Genomic DNA, 23,681 nt, shown 5'->3' on the forward strand with positions numbered 1-23,681 from the left:
ACAACGGAACAGCATGACCATAAGCATGAGCAAGAGCGCACCGTCCATCGCCATCGCGGAAGCGGACGAGTCCATCGATTCGGAAGAAGAACTCCAGGCGCGCGTCGCGTGGCACTACTACGTCGGCAATCTGACGCAGCAGGAGATCGCGCAACGCATCGGCAGCAACCGCGTGCGCGTGAACCGGCTGCTCGCCGCGAGCCGCGAATCCGGCCTCGTGCAGATCACGATCAACAGCAAGATCGCGCCGTGCGTCGCGCTCGAAGAAGCGCTCGCGAAGCGCTTCGGCCTCGAATGCGCGGTCGTCGTGCCGACCGGCGCGAACAACGAAGCGAACAATGCGGCGCTCGGCATCGGCGCAGCTTCCTACTTCGCCAAGCAGATCGTTGCAGGGCAAACCATCGGTCTCGGCTGGGGCCGGACGATTCGCGCGGTGCTGCGCGCGATGCCGCAGCGCACGTATGGCGCGGTGTCGGCGGTGTCGTTGCAGGGCGGCTTGTCGCATTGCCCGAGCATCAATACGTTCGATATCGTGTCGGACTTCGCGAACATCTGCCGCGCCGATGGCTATCTCTTCGCCGCGCCGATTTACGTGAGCAGTCAGAAAGCGCGCGACGTGATCCTGCAGGAAGAGACCGTGCGGGAAACATATGAACTCGCGCGCAACGCCGACCTCGCATTGCTCACGTGCGGCGATCTGACGGAATCGCTCGTCGTGACTTACGGCATCGACAATCCCGAGCAACTGCGCACGCTGCAAAAGGCGGGCGCGGTCGGCGACATGCTCGGTCATTTCATGGATGAAGACGGCGAACTGATCGATCATCCGCTGAACCGTCGCACCGTCGCGATCACGCTCGATGACTTGCGACGGGTGAAGCGCGTGATTCTGGTGAGCGGCGGCCAGAAGAAATTCCATGTGACGCGCGCGGCGTTGCGCGGGCGCTATCCGTCGGTGCTCGTGACCGACGAGGACACCGCACGGCGTCTGTGCGACGAGCCTTGAAGACGACACCATGACAGCTATCGACAGAAACCGCGAGTTCGCGGGCAAGACCGTGCTCGTCACGGGCGCGGGCAAGGGCATCGGTCATGCGACAGTGCATCTGCTGATCGAGCGCGGCGCGCGCGTGATCGCATTGAGCCGCAGCGCCGCCGACCTCGATGCGCTGAAGAATGAGACCGGCTGCGAAACCATCGCCGTCGATCTCGCCGATGCACACGCTGCGCGCGAAGCCGCGCGCGCGGTTCAGCCCGTGGATCTGCTCGTGAACAACGCGGGCATCGCGATACTGGAGCCGTTCCTCGATACGTCCGTCGAAGCCTTCGACCTCACGATGAACGTGAACCTGCGCGCCACGATGATCGTCGCGCAGGAGTGCGCGAAGAGCATGATCGCGCGCGGCGTCGGCGGATCGATCGTCAACGTGTCGAGCTTGTCGGCGAATGTCGGTTTTGCGCTGCATGCGGCCTATTGCGCATCGAAAGGCGGGCTCGACGCCATGACCCGCGTGATGGCCAACGAACTCGGTCCGCATGGCATTCGCGTGAACGCCGTGCTTCCCACCGTCACGATGACGCCGATGGGCGAACGCGCGTGGAGCGATCCCGCCAAGGCCGGGCCCATGCTCGCGCGCATTCCGATGAATCGTTTCGTGCAGCCGGTGGAAGTGGCGCGAACGATCGCGTACCTGCTCTCCGACGATTCAAGCATGGTGAGCGGCGTGAGTCTGTTGGTCGATGGCGGATTCCAGTCCTGCTGATGCCGCTTATCTCTCTCAAAGGAACGACGATGGAAGCACTGGTTCTCGAAGAAGCAAGACGCATCAGCTTGCGTCCGTTCAGCTTGCCGCAGGTCGTGGGCCCGCGCGACGTGCGCATCAAGATTCATACGGTCGGGATTTGCGGCAGCGATATTCACTACTATCAGCATGGCCGCATCGGACCCTTCGTCGTGAACGAGCCGATGGTGCTCGGGCACGAGGCATCGGGCACGATCGTCGAAGTCGGCGAGGACGTAAAGCATCTGAAGGCGGGCGATCGGGTATGCATGGAGCCGGGCGTGCCGGACATGGAATCACGCGCATCGCGTGAAGGCCTGTACAACCTCGATCCGAAAGTGCGCTTCTGGGCGACGCCGCCGGTAAATGGCTGCCTCGCGCCTTATGTGGTGCACCCGGCCGGCTTCACGTACAAGTTGCCGGATAACGTGAGCTTCGCGGAAGGAGCGATCGTCGAGCCGCTGTCGATCGGTTTGCAGGCCGCGAAGAAAGCCGCGATCAAGCCGGGCGACGTGGCCGTCGTGCTCGGCGCGGGCACGATCGGCATGATGTGCGCGCTCGCCGCGCTCGCGGGCGGATGCAGCCGCGCGATCGTCTGCGATCTCGTGCAGGAGAAGCTCGACCTGATCGGCGGTGTGCAAGGTGTGACCCCCGTGAACATCCGCGACAGGCGTGCTCTCGATGTCGTGCATGAACTCACGGATGGCTGGGGCGCGGACATCGTGTTCGAGGCGAGCGGCAACGAGAAGGCGTTCGACGGCATCGTCGATCTGCTGTGCCCGGGCGGCTGCCTCGTGCTTGTCGGCATGCCGCAGCGCGCGATTGCGCTGGACGTGGTCGCGGTGCAGATCAAGGAGGCGCGGATCGAATCGGTATTTCGCTATGCAAATATCTTCCCGCGTGCGATTCAGTTGATCGCATCGGGCAGGCTCGATGTGAAGCCGTTCATCTCGCGCACGTTCCCGTTCGCGGAAGGCATCAAGGCGTTCGAGGAAGCGGCGAGCGGCGTGCCGACCGACGTGAAGGTGCAGATCGTCCTGGAAGAGTGAGTTCGTCGTTCATATAACGAAAGGGAGACACGTCATGGCCGATGCAGAGATGACAGCGATCGTATGCCGCGCGCCGAAGGACTATCGCGTCGAGCGCGTGCAGCGTCCGAGTGCTGCGAGAAACGAGCTCGTGATCCGCATCGCCGCCTGCGGCATCTGCGCGAGCGACTGCAAATGCTGGTCGGGCGCGAAGATGTTCTGGGGCGGCCCGAATCCGTGGGTCAAGGCGCCGGTCATTCCCGGGCATGAGTTCTTCGGTTATGTCGAGGAGCTGGGTGAAGGCGCCGAAGCGCACTTCGGCGTGAAGAAGGGCGACCGCGTGATCGCCGAGCAGATCGTGCCTTGCGCGAAATGCCGCTATTGCAAGTCGGGCGAGTACTGGATGTGCGAAGTGCATAACATCTTCGGCTTTCAGCGCGAAGTGGCCGATGGCGGCATGGCCGAATACATGCGCTTTCCGCCGACGGCGATCGTGCACAAGATTCCCGATGGCATTTCGCTCGAAGACGCCGCGATCATCGAGCCGCTCGCATGCGCGATCCATACGGTAAATCGCGGCGATATCCAGTTGAGCGACGTCGTCGTGATCGCGGGCGCGGGACCGCTCGGGCTGATGATGACGCAGGTGGCGCATCTGAAGACGCCGAAGAAGCTCGTCGTGATCGATCTCGTGGACGAGCGTCTCGCATTGGCCCGCGAGTACGGCGCCGATATCACGATCAACCCGAAAACCGACGATGCGCTGGAGACGATCCGCTCGATCACCGATCGCTACGGCTGCGACGTATATATAGAGACTACTGGCGTGCCGGCCGGTGTATCACAAGGGCTGGAACTGATTCGCAAGCTCGGCCGTTTCGTCGAGTTTTCGGTATTCGGCGCGGATACGACCGTCGACTGGTCGATCATCGGCGATCGTAAGGAACTTGATGTCCGCGGTGCGCATCTCGGGCCGTATTGCTATCCGATCGCAATCGATCTGCTCGCGCGCGGGCTCGTAACGTCGAAGGGCATCGTCACGCATGGCTTCACGCTGGACGAGTGGGACGAGGCCATCAAGATCGCGAATTCGCTCGACTCGATCAAGGTGCTGCTCAAGCCGAAATGATTGCGTCAGAACGGCACTTCGCCCACATGCCATAGCACGCCCGAAGGATCGAACACGAAGCCGACTTTCATTCCCCACGGTTGGATCGCGGGCGCGCGCGCTGGCTTGACGGTGAAGCGCTCGCTCAGTTCTTCGGGTTTCATTTCGCGCCACCACGCGTCGACATCGCGCACGAGCATTTGCAGCATGCAGTTTTCCGCGAACTCCTTCACGTAGAAGTTTTGCAGAATGAAGCTGAAGCTTTCGGCTTTGAGCATCGCGATGTCGTCGTCCTGATGCGTGACGCGAAAGCCCAGTGCTTCATAGAAGCGCCTGGACAACTCGAAGTCTCTGGCGGGAACGAATGGGCGCAGCGCGAGAAGTTGGTTCATCGGGATGATTCAGTGAGATGGGAGGGCGTAGTGTACCGTCCCGCCCAATGGCCTCACGATGCCGATGAATGGGGCCGCGCTCGATCATGAAAGCGACACGCCCAGCAACTTGCCGAGGCCGAACGTGCAGCCTGCGGCGATCATCCCGATCAGCACTTGCCGCGTTGCCGAAAAGAGTGCGCTACGTCCATTAAAGAGCGATGTGAACATGCCGATACCCGCCAGTCCGAGCCCGCTCAAGACAATGCATTGCGCGATGCCCTCGGCGCCGCGCGCCCATAGAAACGCGATTCCCGGAATGATCGCGCCCACCGCGAACAACGTGAAAGATGCGAGCGCGGCGGTCCACGGATTGCCGCCAAGCTCGCGCGGATCGAGGCCGAGTTCTTCGCGCGTGAGCGTATCCAGCGCCTTGTCCTTGTCGCGCATGATCTGGGCGGCGACGCGCTTCGCTTCCGCGGCATCGATGCCCTTCGCCTGATAGATGAGCGCGAGCTCGTGACGCTCCGCATCGGGCATGTGGTCCAGCTCGTCTTTCTCTTTTGCGATTTGCGTGCGCGCGAGTTCGCGCGCGTTGGTCACGGAGAGCCACTCGCCCAGCGCCATCGATGCGGCCCCCGCCATGAGGCCCGCGAATGCGGTGAGAAGCACCGTCTTGCTGTCGCTGCCCGCGCCGGCGACGCCCATGATGAGGCAGAAGTTCGACACGAGGCCGTCGTTCGCGCCGAGCACGGCCGCCCGCAGATCATTGCCCGACGCCACGCCGCGATGCCACGATTCGGCCGCTGCGATCGCGCCTCCCTTGCTCAGACCTTTGCTGCGATTCGCCACGTCCTGAACGATATCCGCGTGATGCCATTCTTCCGCCGACATTTGCGCCGCATCGGGCTGTCCCGCGTACTTGTCGCGATCGGCCATTTCGTTTGCGGCGACGGAGCGCAACACGAAGTCCGGCCCGAACGCACGGGCCAGCGCGCGCATGATTCGTGTCTTCGCGCTGATGCGATGCGTTCGCACGGAGACGCCGTTCTCCCGCAACTTCGCGGCCCATATGTCGGCATGACGGCGCTCTGCCTCGGCCAGCTCCGCATACACGCGCCGTTTCCCTTCCTGCGTTTCTGCTTGCGCGAGCGTGTCGTAGAGCGCGGCGCTGTCGAGTTCGTCGGCGAGATTAGCCGTAAAGCGTTTGAGTTCGGTCTGGGACGCCATGACGTCACCTTTTATCGTTCGTCTCGATCATCCAAGAGTAAAGAGGAACGCCACGTCTTATATTGAATAACCCTACGACATGCGATGAGTGAGAATGGAATCGCGTCTCATCGTCGTCATTGTTTCGATGCAACCCGCTTGCGTTGCGACGGCAGCATGCGGGTCAGCGTTTCATCGTGCAACACGAATTGATGAAACAGTGCCGCGCCGACATGCAAGCCTGCGAGCGCAAGCAGCACCCATGCGAAGACGCGATGCCAGTCACCGAGCGCGTGCCCGACGGGCGATCCGGCGGGCGAGAGCGGCGGCATCGGAATGGAGGCGAGCAGCGTAACGGGCCAGTCGCGCGACGATGCATTGGCCCATCCCATCAACGGAACCGCGATCAGCAGCAGGTAGAGCAACCAATGCGTGTAGCGCGCGAGCGCGCGCAAGGGGGCGGGCAAATTGCCGGCCTCGGGCGGCGCGGGATGCACGCTGCGCCAGAGCAGGCGCACGAGGACGAGCAGCACGATCACGACGCCGACGCCCAGATGCCATGCGATCAAACCCACGGGCTTCGTGTCGCGATGCACGTCCGGCATCGCCCAGGCAAGCACATATTGAACGAGCAGCAGCAGGGCCGTGGCCCAGTGAAAGAGACGAGCGGGCGGGTTATAGACCGATGCGAATTCCTGGCGCATGACATGTTTCTCCGACGAGACGAGACGAGGCGCGGTCGTGCAAATGCGACCGCAACCCTTGATGATGGGGACAAAATGCTTAGGCGAGCCTTAGCGCCTCGAAAGAAAGGGGCATCGACACGCCGAATTTCTGATGGGCGATGACCACTGGCCCTGCGGCATCGAAGTGAATCGCGCTACACTCGAAACCTTCCTGCGCGATCATAACTCTCAAGTGTTGTCGAAACGCCGCTTGAGTGTCGAAGATGTCTTTCACCCGGCTTCGTTCGAAATGGCCAGGTTATAGCGCGCTTCTTACGACAACGCATATCACGATGACTGCCCCCACCGCCGCCTCGTCGAGCGAAATGACCACGCCCGGCGTGCCGCCCGTGCCCACCTCGTTCGCGCTTTTCAAAGCTTTCTTTTTCATTGGCCTGACGGGGTTTGGCGGTGTGTTGCCGTGGGCGCGCCGCATGCTGGTGGAGCGTCTGGGCTGGCTCACGAGCCGTGAGTTCGCGGAGTTGTTGCCGCTCGCGCAATTACTGCCGGGGCCGAACGTCGCGAACATCGCGACCGTGCTCGGGCGGCAATATCGCGGCGCGAAAGGTGCGGCAGTCGCGGTGTTCGCGCTGTATCTCGCACCGACCATCATCACGATCGGGATCGGTTATGCGTATGCCCGATGGGGACATGCGCCGGTCACCGCACATCTCTTCGCGGGACTCATGCCTGCTGCGACGGGGCTCGTCATCGCGACCGTGCTCAAGCTCGTGACGAGCTTGCCGCGTGGCGTGGCCAGCATCGTGCTCGTGGCCGCGACGTTCATCAGCATTGCGCTCATGAAGATTCCACTTCTTATCGTGCTTGCCGTGCTGGGGCCGCTCGGCACGATCACGATGCTACGGCGCGCGCAGAAGGATTAATGCGATGTGGAGCACGCTCGCCGATCTATTCGTGCATGGTTCGATCTGGTCGCTGCTCGCCGTCGGCGGCATGAATGCAACGCTCGCCGATATCCAGCGTTATGCAGTCGATACGCGTCATTGGGTCACGGGCGAGCAGTTCGTCACGTTCTTCTCGATCACGCAGGCCGCGCCGGGTCCGAACGGCATGGCGGTCGCGTTGATCGGCTTTCAGGCGGCGGGACTCTCCGGAGCACTCGTTTCGACGATCGCGAAGATCTTGCCTTCTTCGTTGATGGCCTATTTCGTGAGCGCATGGGTGGAGCGCAGGCAGGACTCGCGCATCGTCGCCGCGGTTCGCAAAGGACTCGCTCCGGTGACCGTGGGCTTGCTCGTATCGGCCGCTTATGTGTTTGCGCGCGAGACCGATGTGAACGTGTCGCGCGCGCTTTGCACGCTCGTGTGCGCAGCAGTCGCTTATCGCAGCAAGCTCAATCCGATCTATCTCGTCGCGGCGAGCGCTCTCCTCGGGCTGGCAGGCGTATTCGGCTGATAACCATTACCTAGCCGGCAAGCGCCGCATCGACATCGACGATGATTTTGCCGCGCGCCGTGCCATCCAGCAGCGCCTCATAAGCACGCTCCGCGCTATGGAAATCGAAGCGTCGCGCATCGACGCGAGGCGCGAGCTTGCCCGCTTTGGCGAGCCGGGTCGCTTCGTACAACATCTCGCCATGATGCGCGCGATGCTGTCCCGTCAGTAGCGGATGCAGCGTGAACACGCCCGAATAACTCGCTTCGCGAAACGACAGCGGCGCGAGCGCATGCGTGCCCCATCCCAACGCGCTGACGACATGACCGAAGTGCTTCACTGCTGCGAACGATGCATCGAGTGAAGCGCCGCCGACGGTATCGACGACGAGATCGAAGCCGGAGCCGTTCGTATGCCTGGCGACGTATTGCTCGACGCTCGTATTGCGGTAGTCGATCGGCGTCGCATCGAGGCTATGAATGAAGGCGTGATCGCGCTCGCTTGCGGTAGCGAACACATGTGCGCCGAGTGCGCGCGCGAGTTGCACGGACACGTGCCCCACGCCACCGGCTCCGCCTTGCACGAGCACGGTTTGCCCAGCTTGCAATTTCGCGCGATCGACGATGCCCGCATAAGACGTGATGAACGCGAGCGGCAGGGCGGCCGCGTGGCGCATCGAAAGATTCGCGGGCTTATGCGCGAGAAGCGCGGCATCGACTGCGGCGTATTGCGCGAGCGAGCCCTGAATGCCGCCGACTCCGCCGGTCATGCCGTACACCGCATCGCCCGGCTTGAATGCATCGACGCCTGCACCGACTGCTTCGACGACACCGGCCATATCGATGCCGAGCACGAGCGGCAAGGGATGTTTTGCATGTGCCGCGGCGCCCGCGCGAATCTTGGTGTCGAGCGGATTGAGCCCGCTCGCGGCGATACGCACGAGTACTTGTCCCGGGCCCGCTGCGGGACGATCGATTGCGACGAGTTCGAGCGGGCCGTTGTGACGATCGAGATGAGGGCTTGCATGGTGGACATCGTCGACTCCGGAAAGGTTGAAGGCTGATGGCAGTGCGCCCATACTCGGCCATGCACCCAAGCATGTAAATCGACAGAGTCGCACGATGATCATACGAAAATGAATGGGCCAAATCTCGAATGGAGTGACGTTCGCATCTTTCTTGCGATAGCGCGCAGCGGCACGCTCGGCGCGGCCGCAAGAATGATCGGCCAAACCCAGCCGACGATGGGGCGGCGACTGCGCGCGCTTGAAGAATCGCTGGGTCACGTGCTTTTCCAGCGTACGCGCGACGGCTTCGTGTTGACCGACGAAGGCGCGGCCGTGCTGTCGTATGCCGAACGCATGGACGAAGAGGCGCTCAGCTTCACGCGCGCGCTCGCGGGACAGGATGCGAAGCTCACGGGTGTGCTGCGAGTGTCATCGTCGGACTGGTTCGGCGTGCATGTGCTTACACCGATATTCGCGCGCTTTCTCGCGAAACATCCCGAGGTATCGATCGAACTCGTCACCGATGCGCGGCGCTATAACCTCGCGCGACGCGAAGCCGATCTCGTGTTTCGAATCACGCCCTTCGACGAACCCGACGTCATACAGCGCAAGCTCATGCATATCGATTACGCGTTATATGGACGTGCCGATCTGACATCGCCCAAAGCGGGTGACGGAAAAGGGCAGACGCTCATCAGCATGGATAGCGCATTCGATCAGTTGCCGGATGTGCTTTGGGTAAAGCGCATGTTGCCCAACGCGAAGATCGTTTTCGGCAGCAATAATCGCGACGCGCAAGCGCAAATGTGTGCACAAGGTACGGGCTACGCGGTTTTGCCATGCCCGCTAGGCGATGGCGACGCGCGCCTGGCTCGCTTCGATGTTGGAGAAGCCCCGCCCGGAAGGGACGTATGGCTGGGTTATCACCGCGATCTGAAACGCGTGGCTCGCCTGCGCGCATTGCTGGACGAAACCGTGGCGGCGCTTCAGCGGGATAACAGTTGATTATCGATGCAACTAACTGTCCTATCCGCCAACCTTCATTAAATTGATCGCGTTACTGCCCGCATATTGGAGTTTCAGGCAATCGGGAAGACCCAAAGCGCGCGCAGCAATCTGAAGCGCAAGCGCAAAGTTATGCGTAAACGCGCCGTCATCCAAGCCTGATTTTTAAAGCGGCGCTACAATCCCGGTGCCTGAAAACCGACTGCCACTGCACGCAGTTGGCCATGGCGATATCCGCCGAAACCTTATAAGCCGGAGCCGCTCATGAGCACGCTTTCCATCAATGGCGAGAATCACACGATCGACGTACCGCCCGACATGCCTCTTCTTTGGGTATTGCGTGACATCGTGGGACTGACGGGAACCAAATTTGGCTGCGGCATCGCGCAATGCGGTGCATGTACCGTTCATCTCGATGGCGTCGCCGTTCGTTCATGCGTGTTGCCGATCGCAGCGGTCGGCGATCGCAAGGTGACGACGATCGAAGGCGTCGGCGACACGCCTGCCGGCAGGAAAGTGCAAGAGGCATGGCGTCAACTCGATGTCGTGCAATGCGGTTATTGCCAGTCCGGACAAGTCATGTCCGCGGCGGCATTGCTCACGACCGTCCCCGATCCCAACGACGCCGATATCGACGCCGCAATGGCAGGCAACATCTGCCGCTGCGGCACCTATCACCGCATCCGCGCTGCCATCAAGCAGGCCGCGAAGGAGGCGTGACATGTCGCAAGGATTGATCGAAGCGGGACATCACGCGGCTCGCGCGGGGTTATCGCGCCGCACGTTTCTGAAGCTCGGCGTGACGGCGGGTGTCGCCGCAAGCGGCGGATTGCTGATCGGCTTCAGCCTGCCAGCCGCCAGCCAGGACCGGAGCAAAGGCAAGTCCGTGATCGGCGGTGATGCCATCGAGTCTCCGCAAGACGGCATATTCGCGCCGAATGCGTTCGTGCAGATCGACAAGAGCGGCAAGATCGTGCTCATCATGCCGAAGGTCGAAATGGGTCAGGGCGTCTATACCGCGCTGCCCATGTTGATCGCCGAGGAGCTTGAAGTACCGCTCGACAGCGTCACGATCGATCATGCGCCGCCCAACGAAAAGCTCTTCACGGACCCGCTATTGGGCGGCCAATTGACGGGCGGCTCGACATCCGTGCGCTATGCATGGGAGCCGTTGCGCAAGGCCGGTGCGGCCGCGCGCATGATGCTCGTCGCGGCGGCGGCGCAGCAATGGCAATGCGATCCGTCGTCCTGTATGGCGCAAGGCGGCAAGGTGTTGCATGCATCGGGTGATCGCAGCGCGAGTTATGCCGAGCTCGCCGAAGCGGCCGCGAGATTGCCCGTGCCGCAAGACATCAAACTCAAGGATCCGAATAGCTTCAAGATAATCGGCACGCCGGTCAGACGTCTCGATTCGCCGGAAAAAGTCGACGGCACCGCGATGTTCGGCCTCGACGTGCGCCTGCCCGACATGGTGTATGCGGCGATCGTCAATTGCCCGGTATTCGGCGGCACGCTCGCATCGGTCGACGACAGCAACGCGAAGAAGATTCCCGGCGTGCGCCAGGTAGTGAAGTTCGACAATGGCGTCGCGGTGATCGGCGAACATACGTGGGCAGCCAAGCGAGGCGCAGCCGCATTGCAGATTCAATGGAACGAAGGCCCGAGTGCCAGTGTATCGACGAAGCAGATCGTCGATGACATGGCGCATGCGTCGCAGCGCACGGGCGCTGTCGCGCGCAAGGAAGGCGACGTGAACAACGCGTTTTCCAGCGCGAAAACGCGCGTCGACGCAGTCTACGTTCAGCCGTTTCTCGCGCATGCGACGATGGAGCCGATCAACTGCACCGTACATGTGCGCCCCGATGGCTGCGATATCTGGCTCGGCACCCAAGTGCCCACGCGTATCCGCGATGCCGGAATGAAAGCCACCGGCTTGCCCGCCGACAAGATCTTCGTACATAACCATCTGCTCGGCGGCGGCTTTGGCAGGCGGCTCGAATTCGACATGGCCACGCAAGCGCTCAAGATCGGCAAGGCGCTCGGCGTGCCCGTGAAGGTGACTTGGTCGCGCGAGGAAGACATTCAGCACGACATGTATCGGCCGTGCTACTACGACAAGCTATCCGCCGGACTCGATGCGAACGGCAAGCCGGTAGCATGGACGCATCGCATCGTCGGGTCGTCGGTGCTCGCGCGCTTTGCGCCGCCCGCTTTCAAGGACGGTATCGATCCCGATGCGGTCGAAGTGGCATCCGATCTTCCCTACGACCTGCCTAATCAGCTCGTCGATTACGTGCGCCTGGAACCGCATGACGTACCCACCGCGTTCTGGCGCGGCGTAGGACCGACGCGCGGTACCTTCGTCGTCGAGAGCTTCATCGATGAACTGGCGATTCAGGCGAAAGCGGATCCGGTGGAATACAGGCGCGCTCTGCTCGGCAAGTCGCCGCGCGCACGTAACGTGCTCGACGTCGCGACACAGGCGGCCGGATGGGGAAAGCAATCGGTGCCGCAAGGACAAGGACGCGGCGTCTCGGTCATGCATGCGTTCGGCAGCTTCTTCTCGATCGTCGCGGATGTCGCGGTCGACAAGGACGGCGCGGTGAAGGTGAACCGTATCGTGTGCGCGGTCGATTGCGGCATGGTCGTGAATCCCAATACAGTCGAAGCGCAAGTGCAGGGCGGCATCATCTTCGGTATCACGGCTGCGCTTTACAGTGAAATCACCATCAAGGACGGGCGCGTCGAGCAAAGCAATTTCACTGATTATCGAATGCTGCGCATACACGAAACGCCGCCGGTGGAAGTGCATATCGTCAAGAGCATGGAGTCCCCGGGCGGCATTGGCGAGCCGGGCACGGCGGCGCTTGCGCCGGCTATCACCAATGCGATTCACGCAGCGACGGGCAAGCGGCTGAGGCAGTTACCGGTTGGCAATCAATTGCGTAGCGCTTGAGGAGGCCATCATGAAAAATGCATCGAAGCCTCTCTTTGCGGTGTTGTTCGCTTTCATGTCTTCGGCTTATGCGGCCGACGATGCGCTCGTCGCGCGTGGCGCGTATCTCGCGAGGGCGGGCGATTGCATTGCGTGCCATTCGGCGCCGCGCGGCAAGCCACTTGCGGGCGGCTTGCCGATGATGACGCCCTTAGGCGCCATCTACACGACCAATATCACGCCTGATCCGGACACGGGTATTGGCCGCTATACAGAGGAGGAATTCGCGCGAGCATTGCGTGAAGGCGTGGCGAAGGACGGCCACAATCTCTATCCGGCGATGCCGTATCCGTCTTATGCAAAGATCAACGACGAGGACATGCATGCCCTCTACGCGTATTTCATGCATGGCGTCGCGCCTGTCAAGCAGGCCAATCGTGAAGCGGATATCAAGTGGCCGCTCAATATGCGCTGGCCGTTGAAGCTCTGGAATGCGGTGTTCCTCGAAAAAGGAGTCTATCGAAGCAAGGCCGGCCAGGATGTCGCCTGGAATCGCGGCGCGTATCTGATTCAAGGCCTCGGGCATTGCGGCTCGTGTCATACGCCGCGCGGCATCGCGTTTCAGGAAAAAGGACTGGACGAGAGCAGCAGCGCATATTTGACGGGCGGTTTGCTCGATAACTGGTTCGCTTCCAATCTGACAGGCGAACACAATACCGGACTTGGACGGTGGTCCGAGCAGGACGTCGCAACGTTTCTCAAGACAGGCGCGAATGCGCACGCGTCGGCATTCGGCTCAATGACGAGCGTCATCAATAACAGCACGCAAGCGCTGAGCGACGCCGATGTCGCCGCAATGGCGCGCTACCTGAAGTCTTTGCCGGCGGCGGGCGGCAGTGGCGGCGCGCCGTATTCATATGATCAGAAAGCGACCAAAGTGTCATTGACACGCCCGGCCGCGACGGACTCGGGTGCGCGTGTCTACACCGCTTACTGCATGCATTGCCACGGCGCCGACGGTCGCGGGTTCGCGCCGATGCTCGCACCGCTTGCGGGTAATCCGAACGTTCTGGAGAAGGATCCTTCGTCGCTCATCAACGTGACGCTTAACGGCACTGACGATCTCGTGCTGAATGGCGTGCCGGCGCCTTATCCAATGCCTCGCTATTCGCCCGTGCTGAATGATCAGCAAGTCGCCGATGTGCTGACTTTCATCCGCGGCGCCTGGAACAACAACACGCCGGCGGTCCAGGCAGAGGACGTTGCAAAGATGCGCAAGGCGACGCAGGCGGCACGCTAGGACGAAAAATCCATGACATCCAGATGAACTGAACTGGATGGATGCGCAAGGAACTTTCGATGCACCCTAGCGCTGATCCGTTCATAGCCGTCGCTCAGCGCTTTCAGCAGGCGTTCGTCGCTCGCCCCGGCCGGCGCCCAGAAACACTGCTCCAATGCCTTGCGCGTGATGTTGCATTGAATTGCTTGCTCGCGCGAAAACGCGACAAAGCTGACGGAGGCGCGGTCCGCCGAAATGGTGGCATGGATCGAAAGCTTGCTTGTCATGATTCGACAGGAGAAGTGCGGTTCGCTGGTTTTTATTGTGTCAGAAATCGGCGAGTTCGCGCATCCCCGATTCAGCCCGAAACGTGCGCGAACGGCCAGAAGCGGGCGTTCGTCGGAGCGGCGACGCACAGACTGTTGCGCAATGCCTTGATCTTTAAATCGAACGTTCGTTCGAATCATCTCGGTTAGAGTCTAATGTTTGGTGCGGTTGCACCCGATAGCGCGACAGAGTGCCAGCGAATTCGAAATGTCAAAGCTGACATGTCTTTACTGTGGCGTGGAAAAATGAAAACAAAAGCATGCTCAGGTGTACTACTCTAGGAACGATCATCCGAAGCGGCGCGGCAGACCGGCTCAGGAAGCGGGTCGTGCGGCGCATTCCCCGGAACTCCACCGGCAACGTCCACCCGGCTTCTGCCGCGGCAAGCGTTGTCGCCTGCAGGAGCGATTATGAAGCTTCCATCGTTGATGGATCCCTGGAGCCGTACCCTGGCTTTGCTCGACAGCTGTCCCAGCCGGCCGTCAGAAGCGCACGAGAAAATGGCGGTGATGACACGATCGCTCGTGCGCAACGTGCCGGGCAAGGGTACGTGCATCGGACCCGGTGAAGAGCATTGCGTCAATATCCGCGTGCTGGAGCGTCTGAGCGAATCGACGCTGGCGCTCTCATGGCACGATCCCACATCGTTCAACTACTCGGAGCAGGTCTGGGCGCTTTGTACCGCCCGCAAGCGCGGAACGTGCGCGTTGAGCGGGCAGGCGATCAGGCGTGGGCAACCGGTCTATAGGCCGAGGCGTGTCGGCAGCTCAGTGCCGCTCAACAGTGGCGCGATGATTCTCGCGCTTGCTCTCACACCGGCTGAACAGGAAGCGAGCCTCGTTTCCGAGTGATAGCGGCTTTACCGCCGCGTCACGCGTGCGCAACGCACGAGTCCTTGTCGTTTGTGCCCGCCCGCGCGGGCACGGCCTTGCGTGAACCCCGTGCTAGACAATTCATGGACTAAGCGCTTTTCGCTAAATGTCTGACGAGGATGTCGTTGAGAAATGAATCAACTGCTTTGCGGGTGAGGTTCAGGCCATGCACTTTAGAAAGATTGAAGTATTCGAGATCAATCTTTTAACAAGAGTGCTTAGGATCGACATAACCATATAAGATTTGCATGTAGGAGAAGTCAGGCGTCAAGCGAACTCATTAGACAGACGCCTTGTGATCCACAATGACGATCCGGGAGGGGACATGGCTACATTGGCGCAATTGGAAAGTCAGATTCGAAAATTGCAGCGCCGCGCGGATGCCTTGCGGGAAAGAGAGTCGGTCCAGGTGATCGCTCAGATCCGGGCGATGATGGATGAATATGGCTTGACCACGGCGGATCTCGCCAAAGCAGGCTTAGGCGCGGCGAAGCAACGCGGCCGTAAGACGGGATCGAAGAATTCAGCCGGTTTAAAGAATGGCGCCATGAAGCCCAAACTTCCACCGAAGTATCGTGACCCGCTATCAGGCGCGACCTGGAGCGGTCATGCGCGGCCGCCGGCATGGATCAAGGATGCGCCTGACCGCAGCGTGTACCTGATCGATGCTGCATCAGGCAAGAACGGCGCGGCGAAAAAAGGTGGTGCGCGAAAGGGCCGTGCGGCATCCGTAAAGCGGGCTGGACGCACGACCGCCAAGAAAGGCGCGCACAAGAGCGTGCAGCGCGCCGTCGCCTGAATGTGGCTTTAGCCAAGCAAGGGGCTGCGCGCGTTCGAGAATCCACTTGCGCGATCGTAAGCGAGCCCAATCTGCAGCACGCCGAGATCGCCTTGTGTCGGACCGATGATCTGCAATCCGGCCGGCAAGCCGTCGGGGCCGAAGCCGGCCGGCGCGCTCAACGCGGGCAGCGAAGCCATCGTTGCCGGAACCACAGTTTCCATCCAGCGATGATAGGTATCCATCTCCCGGCCGGCGATAGCATGAGGCCAGTCTAGCTCCGCATCGAAAGGAAAGACCTGAGCCGACGGCATCAACAGATAGTCGAAGCGATCGAATAGCGCGTTGATCGCCTGATAGCAGGCCGCGCGGTCGCGAACTGCGCGCGAAACATCTTCTCCCGATAGTTTGAGGCCCCGTTCTATCTCCCATACCGCTTCGGGTTTAAGCAGCTTGCGCTTCGCGGCATCGCGATAAAGCGACGCGTTGGTGCCGGAGAAGGTGAGGCTGCGCAGATCGATCCATGCATTCCAGAGGCGGCCGATATCGAAGTCGATCCTGGCGGGTTCGACGGTGCAACCCACTGTTTCGAAGTGACGCAGCGCCGATGCGTAAGTCTCCATCAAGCCCGTTTCCATCGGCAGATGTCCGTTCAGATCGCCCAGCCAGCCGATGCGTGTGCCGCGCATGTCGCGTTCGAGCGCATTCGCGAAATCAGCGGGATTGTCGCTTCTGCGGGACAGAGGCGCACGCCTATCGAAGCCCGCCTGCACCGACAATAGCAAGCCGAGATCCGGAACGTTTCGCGCGATCGGACCGGCGACGCTGAATTGCTGAAAGAATACGTCGTCACTGGGCGCATAAGGCACGCACCCCGGTGTCGTGCGAAAGCCGAAGACGTTATTGAATGCGGCGGGCGTGCGCAAGGAGCCCATCATGTCGGAGCCGTCCGCGCACGGCAGCATGCGCAGCGCGACCGAGACGGCTGCGCCGCCGCTGCTGCCGCCTGCGGAGCGCGAGGGCTCGAACGCGTTGCGCGTGGTGCCGTACACCGGGTTATAGGTGTGTCCGCCCAAGCCGAATTCCGGCGAATTGGTGCGGCCGATGAATATCGCGCCTGCTTTACGCATGCGTTCGAATACGACCGCATCGACTTGGGTGATTTCGCCCGCAAATATAGGCGAGCCTTTCGTCGTGACCATGCCGGCGACGGGCAGGATATCTTTGGGCGCTTGCGGAAAGCCGTGCAGCGGTCCGAGGCTTTCGCCCCTGGTTAACTGCGCATCGCGTTCGCCCGCAATCGCGTGCAGCGCATCGCGATCCTGCATCGCCACGATCGCGTTGACCGCAGCGTTGATGCGATCGATTTGCGCAAGATAAGCGTTCATGACTTCGCCGCAGGAAACAGCGCGTGCTTGAATCGCACGAGAGAGAGCGACGGCGTCGAGCGAAACGATATCGTCGCCGGGCAAGGACGCGGAGTTTGCATCGAGTGCGGTCATGGTCGTGTCGTGAATAAGAGAACGGATTCAGCGATGAAACTCGGGAAGCACATATGCGGCGACTTCCTCGATGATATCGCGCGCAGGCCTTCGTTCCGGTGTGATGTTGAGCGTCACGTGATGCGTGCCGCTGTCGCGCATCTCATGCAGGAGCGCCATGAGCGAGCGATGGCCCGTGCGATAACCGAGCGAAATATCGGTTGCGGGCTCATCGGCGTCGTCGCTGAGATCGAGCCGCATTGCGACGCCGAACGCACGAAAGGCCCCGGACGCCGCACGATCCACTGCCGCGCGCCACATGCTGTATCGCCCGCGCTGCGCTTGCGGCTCGCGATGATAAGTCATCCAGCCAAGCGAGTGACGCGCAATCCAGTCGACGCTCTGTCCGCCGGAACCGACGGCAAGCATTGGAATGGAAACGCTCCGGCGAGGCAGCAAATAGAACTCGGGCGCGCCTTCGGGTGCCTGATCGGGAATCACGCGAGAGGGCACGGTAACGGCTGCGGCGAGGGTGGCCCAATGCTGTTTGTACAGTTCCCGCCGGTTATCGGGATCACGGCCGAAAGCCGCATATTCCGGCGGACGATCGCCTGAACCGACACCGAGAATGAAGCGTCCCTGCGATAGCGTGTCGACGGAAATCGCGCCTTTCGCGACGTGAAGCGGATGTCTGAGTGTCAACACGATCGCGCCGCTGATCAGCGCGATGCGTTCGGTATTGGATGCGAGCGCGCCGAGTAGCACCCACGGGTCGAGATGCCCGACCGGGTCCGGATAATCGATGCTATTGAGCGGCACGTCCCGAACCCACAGCGCTCGAAAGCCGAGCTTATCGGCGAGTCGCGCGAGCGCGATCTGCTCGTTGAAGTCGACTGCGGTTTGGTTATCGCATGTGATCGGCAATGTGATGCCGATAGAGAGCTTGTCTTGCGCAAACACCGCATTCGCGATGGAAGACGAGGCCAGAGTGTTTTCGCTTGCGGTCATGACACGCATTGCGTCAAGTAGAGGGCTTGACGCCGATGGTATCACTGCATGTGCAAACAATGCCCGGCGCAATGAGGCACGGGCATTGTCGAGCTTTGGGCGCTCAGGCCGAAAGCGCCACGCTGCGTCGCGTGACCAGGGAAACGACATACGTCACGGCGATATTCACGACGAGCGCAATCAGGCCGATATAGACCGGCCATGAAGCTTCACCGACATGCACCGCATAGACCGGCTTGAGTCCTTGCGAGATCGCGAGGCCTGTGCCCAATACGATGCCGATCAGCCAGCCGAGAAAGAGGCCAGGCGTCGTCAGCCGGCGCGTGAACAGCGTGAACACGATCGCCGGGAAAATCTGCAGGATCCAGACGCCGCCCAGCAACTGCAAGTCGATTGCATACTGCGTCGGAAGGAACACGATGAATAGCAACGCGCCGAACTTGACGACGAGCGACACGAGCTTCGCGGTCGATGCTTCGGCAGCGGACGACATGTCGGGCGAAACGAGCGGACGCCACAAGTTGCGCGTGAACAGATTCGCCGCGCCAATCGACATGATCGCCGCCGGTACGAGCGCGCTGATCGCGATGGCCGCAGCCGCGAAGCCCACGAACCACGATGGAAACAGCGCACCGAACAAGGCGGGCACGACATCCGATGCGGACTTCACGCGCACGCCCGCCGCGATCGCCATATAGCCGAGCAGCGCGATCAGACCGAGCAGCAGCGTATAGGCGGGCAGGAAGATGGCGTTCTTGCGCACCGTCGTCGCGGACGATGACGAGAGCACCGCCGTCATCGTATGCGGATACATGAATGCGGCAAGCGCCGAGCCCAGCGCGAGCGAAGCATACGCCGTGAATTGACCCGGCTTGAGGATGATGCCTGTCGGGCCGCCCTTCGCCTTGAAGTATTGATCGGCCGAATCGAACACATGCGCGTACCCGCCGAGCTTCGCTGGAATGAGCCATACCGCAGCGATCACGACGATATAGATCATGATGTCTTTCACGAACGCAATCATGGCGGGGGCGCGCAGCCCGCTCGTATAGGTATAGAGCGCGAGGATCACGAATGCGATGATAAGCGGCAGTTCGCCCGTCACGCCGAGACCCTTGATGACCACTTGCATGCCGACGAGTTGCAGCGCGATATAAGGCATGGTCGCGACGATGCCCGTGATCGCCACCGCTGCGGGGAACCATTTGCCGCCGTATTCACCCTGCACGTAATCGGCGCCCGTGATGTGATTCTTCGCATGAGCGATCTTCCACAACCTGGGCATCACTGCGAATACGAAAGGATAGACAATGATCGTGTAAGGCAGCGCGAAGAAGCCGTACGCACCTACTGAATAGACGAGCGCCGGCACAGCAATCACGGTATAGGCGGTATAGAAATCGCCGCCGACGAGGAACCACGAAATCAACACGCCGAATTGGCGGCCGCCCAGGCCCCATTCGTGGAGCTGCGTGAGATCGCCGCGTTTCCAGCGTGCGGCAAAGAAGCCGACGACGGTCACGAGCGCAAAGAACGCGATGAAGATCGTCATCGCAACTGGATCGACGGGCGTGAGATCGTTCATTTCAGGCCCCTGTACACGATATAAAGCAGGAGCGACGTGAGCGGCACCCAAAGGAACTGATACCAGTAGAAGAACGGAAAACCCGCGAATGAAGGGTGCGTGTCGTTATAGAACGGCAGCCAGAGCAGCGCGACGTAGGGTATCAATAGCGCGACCCAAAGCCATGGGCTGGCGGACGCATCGTTGTTGGATTCCAAAACATCTCTCCTCGTGAATCAGCGCCGAAAGAATGTGCCGCCGCGCGGCCTCGACGTTCATTTTGCTGATACGAGCACGGGCCGCGCTGCTAACGGCTGCGCATTATCCAACTAATTCTGCTTTGTTGCCCGGGCCGTAAAACGAGGGAGAAGCTATCTGCTTTCACGAAAGCACGATCGATGCTTACGAATCAATGACTGACCGGGAATGAGCTCGCTTGCCGACGAGCATCGCGCGCTTTCCGCCGAAGCCCGCGACCTTGCGATAGTCGAATCCGTTGTCGATGAGTGCGCGCTTGACGTGGCCCGAGCTGGTATAGGTTGCGAACGTCGCATCGTCTTTGGCAATGCGCGCCAGCGACGCGAAGATGGCGGGCGTCCACATGTCAGGGTTTCGGGCTGGCGCGAAGCCGTCGAGATAGATGGCGTCCGCTGTGAGGCCGTGATCGGCGAGGCGTGGCAAGAGATCGTCCGCAGCACCGAAAGCGAGTGTCAACGTGACCGCGCCAGGCACGAATGCAAGCCGATGCACGCCGGCCTCGAGCGGCGGCCATGCCGAAGCGAGAGCATCTGCGAGCGGCGCAACAGCGGTGTCGTCGATGATTGCCGCGTGCGCGGCGCGCAAATCGTCCGCGCTGAACGGATGCTTTTCTATCGACACGAATTCCAGTGCAGACGTGCGTTGCGGATCGTCGCGCCATGCCGCCCATGTCGCGAGGAAATTAATACCCATGCCGAAGCCGGTCTCGAGCACGATGAAGCGCCGCTTTACGCGCCAGCGCGCGGGCAGGCCATTGCCATCGAGAAAGACATGGCGCGCCTGCGCGAGCGCGCCCGCTGCGCTGTGATAGATGTCATCGTGGCGCGGCGAGTACGGTGTTCCGTCGTCGCGAAACACGAGCGGTGCGGGAATCAGCGGCTCATCCATCGCTCAGGCATCGGACGACGATTGATTCAATGTAATGCCCAATTCGCTCGCCATTTGCTCGACCATCGCCCGCAATTGTGCGACTTCGTGAGTCAGGCGCTTTTGCTCGGACTTCAGCGCTTCGAATTCGGAAAGCGAATAGGTTTCTGCGCCCTGCGTTTCACGCGAAGGGATATCGCTGACGCTCACTTCGCCGCATAGCAAATGCATCCAGCGGCTCTCGCGCTCGCCGGGCGTGCGTGACAGCTTCACGACACGCGGCGGATCATTTGCGGCGAGTTCATCGAGAAAGCTTTCGACCGATGATATGTCCGCAAACGAATGCAGCCGGGCACTGTTCGCGCGCAGTTCCGCTGCCGTTTGGGGTCCGCGCAAAAACAGGGTTGCAAGCAGCGCAACCGACTGGCTGGGCACGCCGAGCACGCGGTTCACGTTGTGTTCGAAGCGCGGCACCCGGCTGCTGCTTCCCTCGAAAACGAGGCTCAGACGCTTCAAGCCATCGATGGTCGTCAGCACTTCGTCCTCGCTCACGTTCATCACGGGCGAGCGCGCGGTCTTTTGATTGCACCCCGATGTCAGGGAATTCAATGAAAGAGGATAGGTGTCCGGCACTGTATGCTGTTTCTCGACAAGGACGCCGAGCACGCGCGCTTCGAGAGGTGTGAGTTCGCGTAGCGTGGGACGGGGAGCGGCTTCGGAAGGGGTGTTCATAGGTGTAGTTGACGTGCGATAAGACGCTTATGATACCGGCGCAGCGCAAGGTTTTCGTCTTTCCGCGCACCGTCATGCAGCATGAAGATCAACCTCTGCTCGTGCAGGGTTCGTTCACAAAGCGCTTTTTTGGTGCACGCTCTCGGGAATCCGACATCCGGACGTGCCTTATTCATGGAGGTGAACCGCTCAGACCATTGGCATTGAAGTTGCTTTTTCTCATTCGGCACTGGGCTGCCCGCGCAATCGATGCTCCGCAGGGATCAAAGAGCATCGCGCTACGAGGTCGCCTATCGACGTAATCCATGGCATCGGATGCGCCGCGTCTTTCGGGCTCTTCAAGCGTTTCGCGAGTGCAACCAGAATAACGAGCCAAGGGAACCGCCACCCCGGCATGCACTTCATTTGGAAGACCGGTTATGACGCAAGCATTCTTCAACGAAATGTTCGAGCGCAGCGATCTGGAGGCGCGCGGCGTGCCGGCGGCGGCATTTCGCGGCGTAGGCGATCCACGCACGCACTACCGCGATTTCCTTGCCTGGCTCTCCGCGCAAAGCGAGCAGCAGATCGAGATCAAGCGCGCGGAAGCGGATCTCAACTTCAGACGTGTCGGCATTACCTTCGCGGTCTATGGAACGAGCGATTTGCCGGGCATCATTCCGGAGCGCACGATTCCCTTCGATGTCATTCCGCGTATCTTTCCCGCCGACGAATGGCGCGCGCTGGAGCGCGGACTGCGGCAGCGCGTGAATGCGCTCAACCGCTTCATCCACGATATCTATCACGAGCAGGACATCATCCGCGCGGGCATCATTCCCGAGGCGCAGATACTCGGCAACGCGCAATACCGTCCCGAGATGCGCGGCGTCGATGTCGCACGCGATATCTATGCGCATATCGCGGGTATCGATATCGTGCGAGCGGGACAGGGCGAGTTCTACGTGCTCGAAGATAACTTGCGCGTTCCATCCGGCGTCTCTTACATGCTGGAAAACCGCAAGATGATGATGCGGCTCTTTCCCGATCTTTTCGCGCGCAATCGCGTTGCGCCGGTTGCGCATTACCCGGACTTGCTGCTCGACACCTTGCGCGCGGCCGCGCCGGCTGCCGCCGAGAATCCGACCATCGTCGTCATGACGCCGGGAATGTATAACTCGGCTTATTTCGAGCACGCGTTTCTCGCGCAGCAGATGGGCGTCGAGCTGGTCGAAGGACAGGATCTCTTCGTCGACAACGACTATCTGTACATGCGTACTACGCAGGGGCCGCAGCGCGTCGATGTGATCTACCGCCGCGTCGACGATGACTTTCTTGATCCGCTCGTGTTCCGGCCGGATTCGACGCTCGGCGTGCCGGGATTGATCGGCGCATATCGCGCGGGGAATGTCTCGCTGTGCAATGCGGTCGGCACCGGCATAGCGGACGATAAATCGATCTATCCCTACGTACCGGACATGGTGCGTTTCTATCTCGGCGAAGAGCCGATTCTGAACAACGTCCCGACGTGGATGTGCCGAAAGCCCGACGATCTCGCCTACGTGCTCGATCATCTGCCCGAGCTCGTCGTGAAGGAAACGCATGGCGCGGGCGGTTATGGAATGCTTGTCGGGCCTGCGTCGAGCGCGGCGCAGATCGCGGAGTTTCGCGCGGTGCTAGAAGCCCATCCGGAGAAATACATCGCGCAGCCGACCCTTGCGCTTTCCACATGTCCAACGTATGTCGAGGCGGGCATCGCGCCGCGACATATCGACTTGCGTCCCTTCGTACTGTCGGGTACTGACGTGCGCATGGTCCCGGGCGGGCTGACGCGGGTCGCGTTGCGAGAAGGCTCGCTCGTCGTCAATTCATCGCAAGGCGGCGGCACGAAGGATACGTGGGTATTGGAACGCTGAGGAGACGCTGAGGAAAAGTCCTGAAGAAAGCACTGCGTCACTCAAGACAACGACAAACAA

The 23,681-nt window shown here is 61.1% G+C and carries 23 protein-coding genes and 2 pseudogenes; 13 read left to right on the forward strand and 12 right to left on the reverse strand.

Going from position 1 to position 23,681, the window contains the following annotated elements; all coding sequences use genetic code 11:
• Window positions 1–25: 25 nt before the first annotated feature.
• From NCT32_RS25855 to NCT32_RS25870, 4 genes are read left to right on the forward strand one after another with little or no spacing between them, the layout of a single operon-like run.
• Window positions 26–1,006: a sugar-binding transcriptional regulator gene (locus NCT32_RS25855; RefSeq protein WP_061116358.1), complete on the forward strand. Its 981-nt coding sequence runs from the start codon at window positions 26–28 to the stop codon at window positions 1,004–1,006.
• Window positions 1,007–1,016: 10 nt separating this feature from the next.
• Window positions 1,017–1,763: an SDR family oxidoreductase gene (locus NCT32_RS25860; protein ID WP_061116359.1), complete on the forward strand. Its 747-nt coding sequence runs from the start codon at window positions 1,017–1,019 to the stop codon at window positions 1,761–1,763.
• A gap of 29 nt (window positions 1,764–1,792) precedes the next feature.
• Window positions 1,793–2,830 carry an NAD(P)-dependent alcohol dehydrogenase gene (locus NCT32_RS25865; protein ID WP_061116360.1) on the forward strand — a complete coding sequence of 346 codons (1,038 nt, stop codon included), beginning with the start codon at window positions 1,793–1,795 and terminating at the stop codon, window positions 2,828–2,830.
• Between the two features lie 34 nt (window positions 2,831–2,864).
• Entirely contained in the window at window positions 2,865–3,938 is a 1,074-nt protein-coding gene (locus NCT32_RS25870; RefSeq protein ID WP_061116361.1) for an alcohol dehydrogenase catalytic domain-containing protein, read from the forward strand.
• Between the two features lie 5 nt (window positions 3,939–3,943).
• On the opposite strand, the gene NCT32_RS25875 is transcribed toward NCT32_RS25870, so the two are convergent.
• The 4 genes from NCT32_RS25875 to NCT32_RS25890 all read right to left on the reverse strand — a co-directional run bounded on the left by NCT32_RS25875 (window position 3,944) and on the right by NCT32_RS25890 (window position 6,457).
• Entirely contained in the window at window positions 3,944–4,309 is a 366-nt protein-coding gene (locus NCT32_RS25875) for a VOC family protein (RefSeq protein ID WP_061116362.1), read from the reverse strand.
• A gap of 84 nt (window positions 4,310–4,393) precedes the next feature.
• Window positions 4,394–5,518, reverse strand: coding sequence for a VIT1/CCC1 transporter family protein (locus NCT32_RS25880; protein WP_250477818.1), 1,125 nt, complete (start codon window positions 5,516–5,518; stop codon window positions 4,394–4,396).
• Window positions 5,519–5,634: 116 nt separating this feature from the next.
• A complete protein-coding gene (locus tag NCT32_RS25885) occupies window positions 5,635–6,201 on the reverse strand; it encodes a cytochrome b (RefSeq protein WP_061116364.1) in 567 nt (188 codons plus the stop codon).
• A gap of 79 nt (window positions 6,202–6,280) precedes the next feature.
• Window positions 6,281–6,457: a hypothetical protein gene (locus NCT32_RS25890; RefSeq protein ID WP_250477819.1), complete on the reverse strand. Its 177-nt coding sequence runs from the start codon at window positions 6,455–6,457 to the stop codon at window positions 6,281–6,283.
• 58 nt (window positions 6,458–6,515) lie between these two features.
• On the opposite strand from NCT32_RS25890, the gene NCT32_RS25895 reads away from it, so the two are divergent.
• Entirely contained in the window at window positions 6,516–7,106 is a 591-nt protein-coding gene (locus NCT32_RS25895) for a chromate transporter (protein WP_061116365.1), read from the forward strand.
• A gap of 4 nt (window positions 7,107–7,110) precedes the next feature.
• Window positions 7,111–7,638 (forward strand): chromate transporter, encoded by a 528-nt coding sequence (locus tag NCT32_RS25900; protein WP_061116366.1) that lies wholly within the window; start codon window positions 7,111–7,113, stop codon window positions 7,636–7,638.
• Window positions 7,639–7,648: 10 nt separating this feature from the next.
• Here NCT32_RS25900 and NCT32_RS25905 read toward each other — a convergent pair.
• Window positions 7,649–8,652 (reverse strand): annotated as a pseudogene (locus tag NCT32_RS25905) (zinc-dependent alcohol dehydrogenase family protein).
• Between the two features lie 100 nt (window positions 8,653–8,752).
• On the opposite strand from NCT32_RS25905, the gene NCT32_RS25910 reads away from it, so the two are divergent.
• The 4 genes from NCT32_RS25910 to NCT32_RS25925 all read left to right on the forward strand — a co-directional run bounded on the left by NCT32_RS25910 (window position 8,753) and on the right by NCT32_RS25925 (window position 13,863).
• A complete protein-coding gene (locus NCT32_RS25910; protein ID WP_250477821.1) occupies window positions 8,753–9,628 on the forward strand; it encodes a LysR family transcriptional regulator in 876 nt (291 codons plus the stop codon).
• A gap of 264 nt (window positions 9,629–9,892) precedes the next feature.
• Window positions 9,893–10,348, forward strand: coding sequence for a (2Fe-2S)-binding protein (locus NCT32_RS25915; RefSeq protein ID WP_061116368.1), 456 nt, complete (start codon window positions 9,893–9,895; stop codon window positions 10,346–10,348).
• Between the two features lies 1 nt (window position 10,349).
• Complete coding sequence (locus tag NCT32_RS25920; RefSeq protein ID WP_250477822.1) at window positions 10,350–12,584, forward strand: xanthine dehydrogenase family protein molybdopterin-binding subunit; 2,235 nt, start codon at window positions 10,350–10,352, stop codon at window positions 12,582–12,584.
• Window positions 12,585–12,594: 10 nt separating this feature from the next.
• A complete protein-coding gene (locus NCT32_RS25925; RefSeq protein WP_061116370.1) occupies window positions 12,595–13,863 on the forward strand; it encodes a cytochrome c in 1,269 nt (422 codons plus the stop codon).
• Here NCT32_RS25925 and NCT32_RS25930 read toward each other — a convergent pair.
• The gene (locus tag NCT32_RS25930) at window positions 13,860–14,309 is read right to left on the reverse strand and encodes a DUF1488 family protein (protein WP_250477823.1); all 450 of its coding nucleotides are present in this window, start codon (window positions 14,307–14,309) and stop codon (window positions 13,860–13,862) included. The two genes, NCT32_RS25925 and NCT32_RS25930, sit on opposite strands and share 4 nt — an antisense overlap.
• Before the next feature lie 369 nt (window positions 14,310–14,678).
• On the opposite strand from NCT32_RS25930, the gene NCT32_RS25935 reads away from it, so the two are divergent.
• Entirely contained in the window at window positions 14,679–15,020 is a 342-nt protein-coding gene (locus NCT32_RS25935) for a DUF3331 domain-containing protein (protein WP_250477829.1), read from the forward strand.
• A 346-nt stretch (window positions 15,021–15,366) separates the two neighbouring features.
• On the forward strand, window positions 15,367–15,840 hold the full coding sequence (locus NCT32_RS25940; protein WP_061116373.1) for an H-NS family nucleoid-associated regulatory protein: 474 nt from the start codon (window positions 15,367–15,369) through the stop codon (window positions 15,838–15,840).
• An 8-nt stretch (window positions 15,841–15,848) separates the two neighbouring features.
• Here NCT32_RS25940 and NCT32_RS25945 read toward each other — a convergent pair whose 3' ends face one another.
• From NCT32_RS25945 to NCT32_RS25970, 6 genes and pseudogenes are all read right to left on the reverse strand, one after another.
• Window positions 15,849–17,321 (reverse strand): amidase, encoded by a 1,473-nt coding sequence (locus tag NCT32_RS25945; protein ID WP_061116374.1) that lies wholly within the window; start codon window positions 17,319–17,321, stop codon window positions 15,849–15,851.
• A 27-nt stretch (window positions 17,322–17,348) separates the two neighbouring features.
• Window positions 17,349–18,308, reverse strand: a complete 960-nt coding sequence (locus NCT32_RS25950) for an LLM class oxidoreductase (RefSeq protein WP_061116529.1) — start codon at window positions 18,306–18,308, stop codon at window positions 17,349–17,351.
• Between the two features lie 103 nt (window positions 18,309–18,411).
• Window positions 18,412–19,893: a monocarboxylate uptake permease MctP gene (gene mctP / locus NCT32_RS25955; RefSeq protein ID WP_061116375.1), complete on the reverse strand. Its 1,482-nt coding sequence runs from the start codon at window positions 19,891–19,893 to the stop codon at window positions 18,412–18,414.
• Window positions 19,890–20,090, reverse strand: coding sequence for a DUF3311 domain-containing protein (locus tag NCT32_RS25960; protein ID WP_061116376.1), 201 nt, complete (start codon window positions 20,088–20,090; stop codon window positions 19,890–19,892). The genes mctP and NCT32_RS25960 overlap by 4 nt, the downstream gene beginning before the upstream one ends.
• A gap of 211 nt (window positions 20,091–20,301) precedes the next feature.
• Window positions 20,302–21,018 (reverse strand): annotated as a pseudogene (gene mnmD, locus NCT32_RS25965) (tRNA (5-methylaminomethyl-2-thiouridine)(34)-methyltransferase MnmD); the annotation flags it as partial.
• A 3-nt stretch (window positions 21,019–21,021) separates the two neighbouring features.
• Window positions 21,022–21,729, reverse strand: a complete 708-nt coding sequence (locus NCT32_RS25970; protein ID WP_061116378.1) for a YceH family protein — start codon at window positions 21,727–21,729, stop codon at window positions 21,022–21,024.
• A 419-nt stretch (window positions 21,730–22,148) separates the two neighbouring features.
• On the opposite strand from NCT32_RS25970, the gene NCT32_RS25975 reads away from it, so the two are divergent.
• Window positions 22,149–23,621, forward strand: coding sequence for a circularly permuted type 2 ATP-grasp protein (locus tag NCT32_RS25975; RefSeq protein WP_061116379.1), 1,473 nt, complete (start codon window positions 22,149–22,151; stop codon window positions 23,619–23,621).
• Window positions 23,622–23,681 lie beyond the last annotated feature (60 nt).

It is taken from the genome of Caballeronia sp. INML2 (assembly GCF_023631365.1).
Lineage (GTDB): Bacteria > Pseudomonadota > Gammaproteobacteria > Burkholderiales > Burkholderiaceae > Caballeronia > Caballeronia turbans.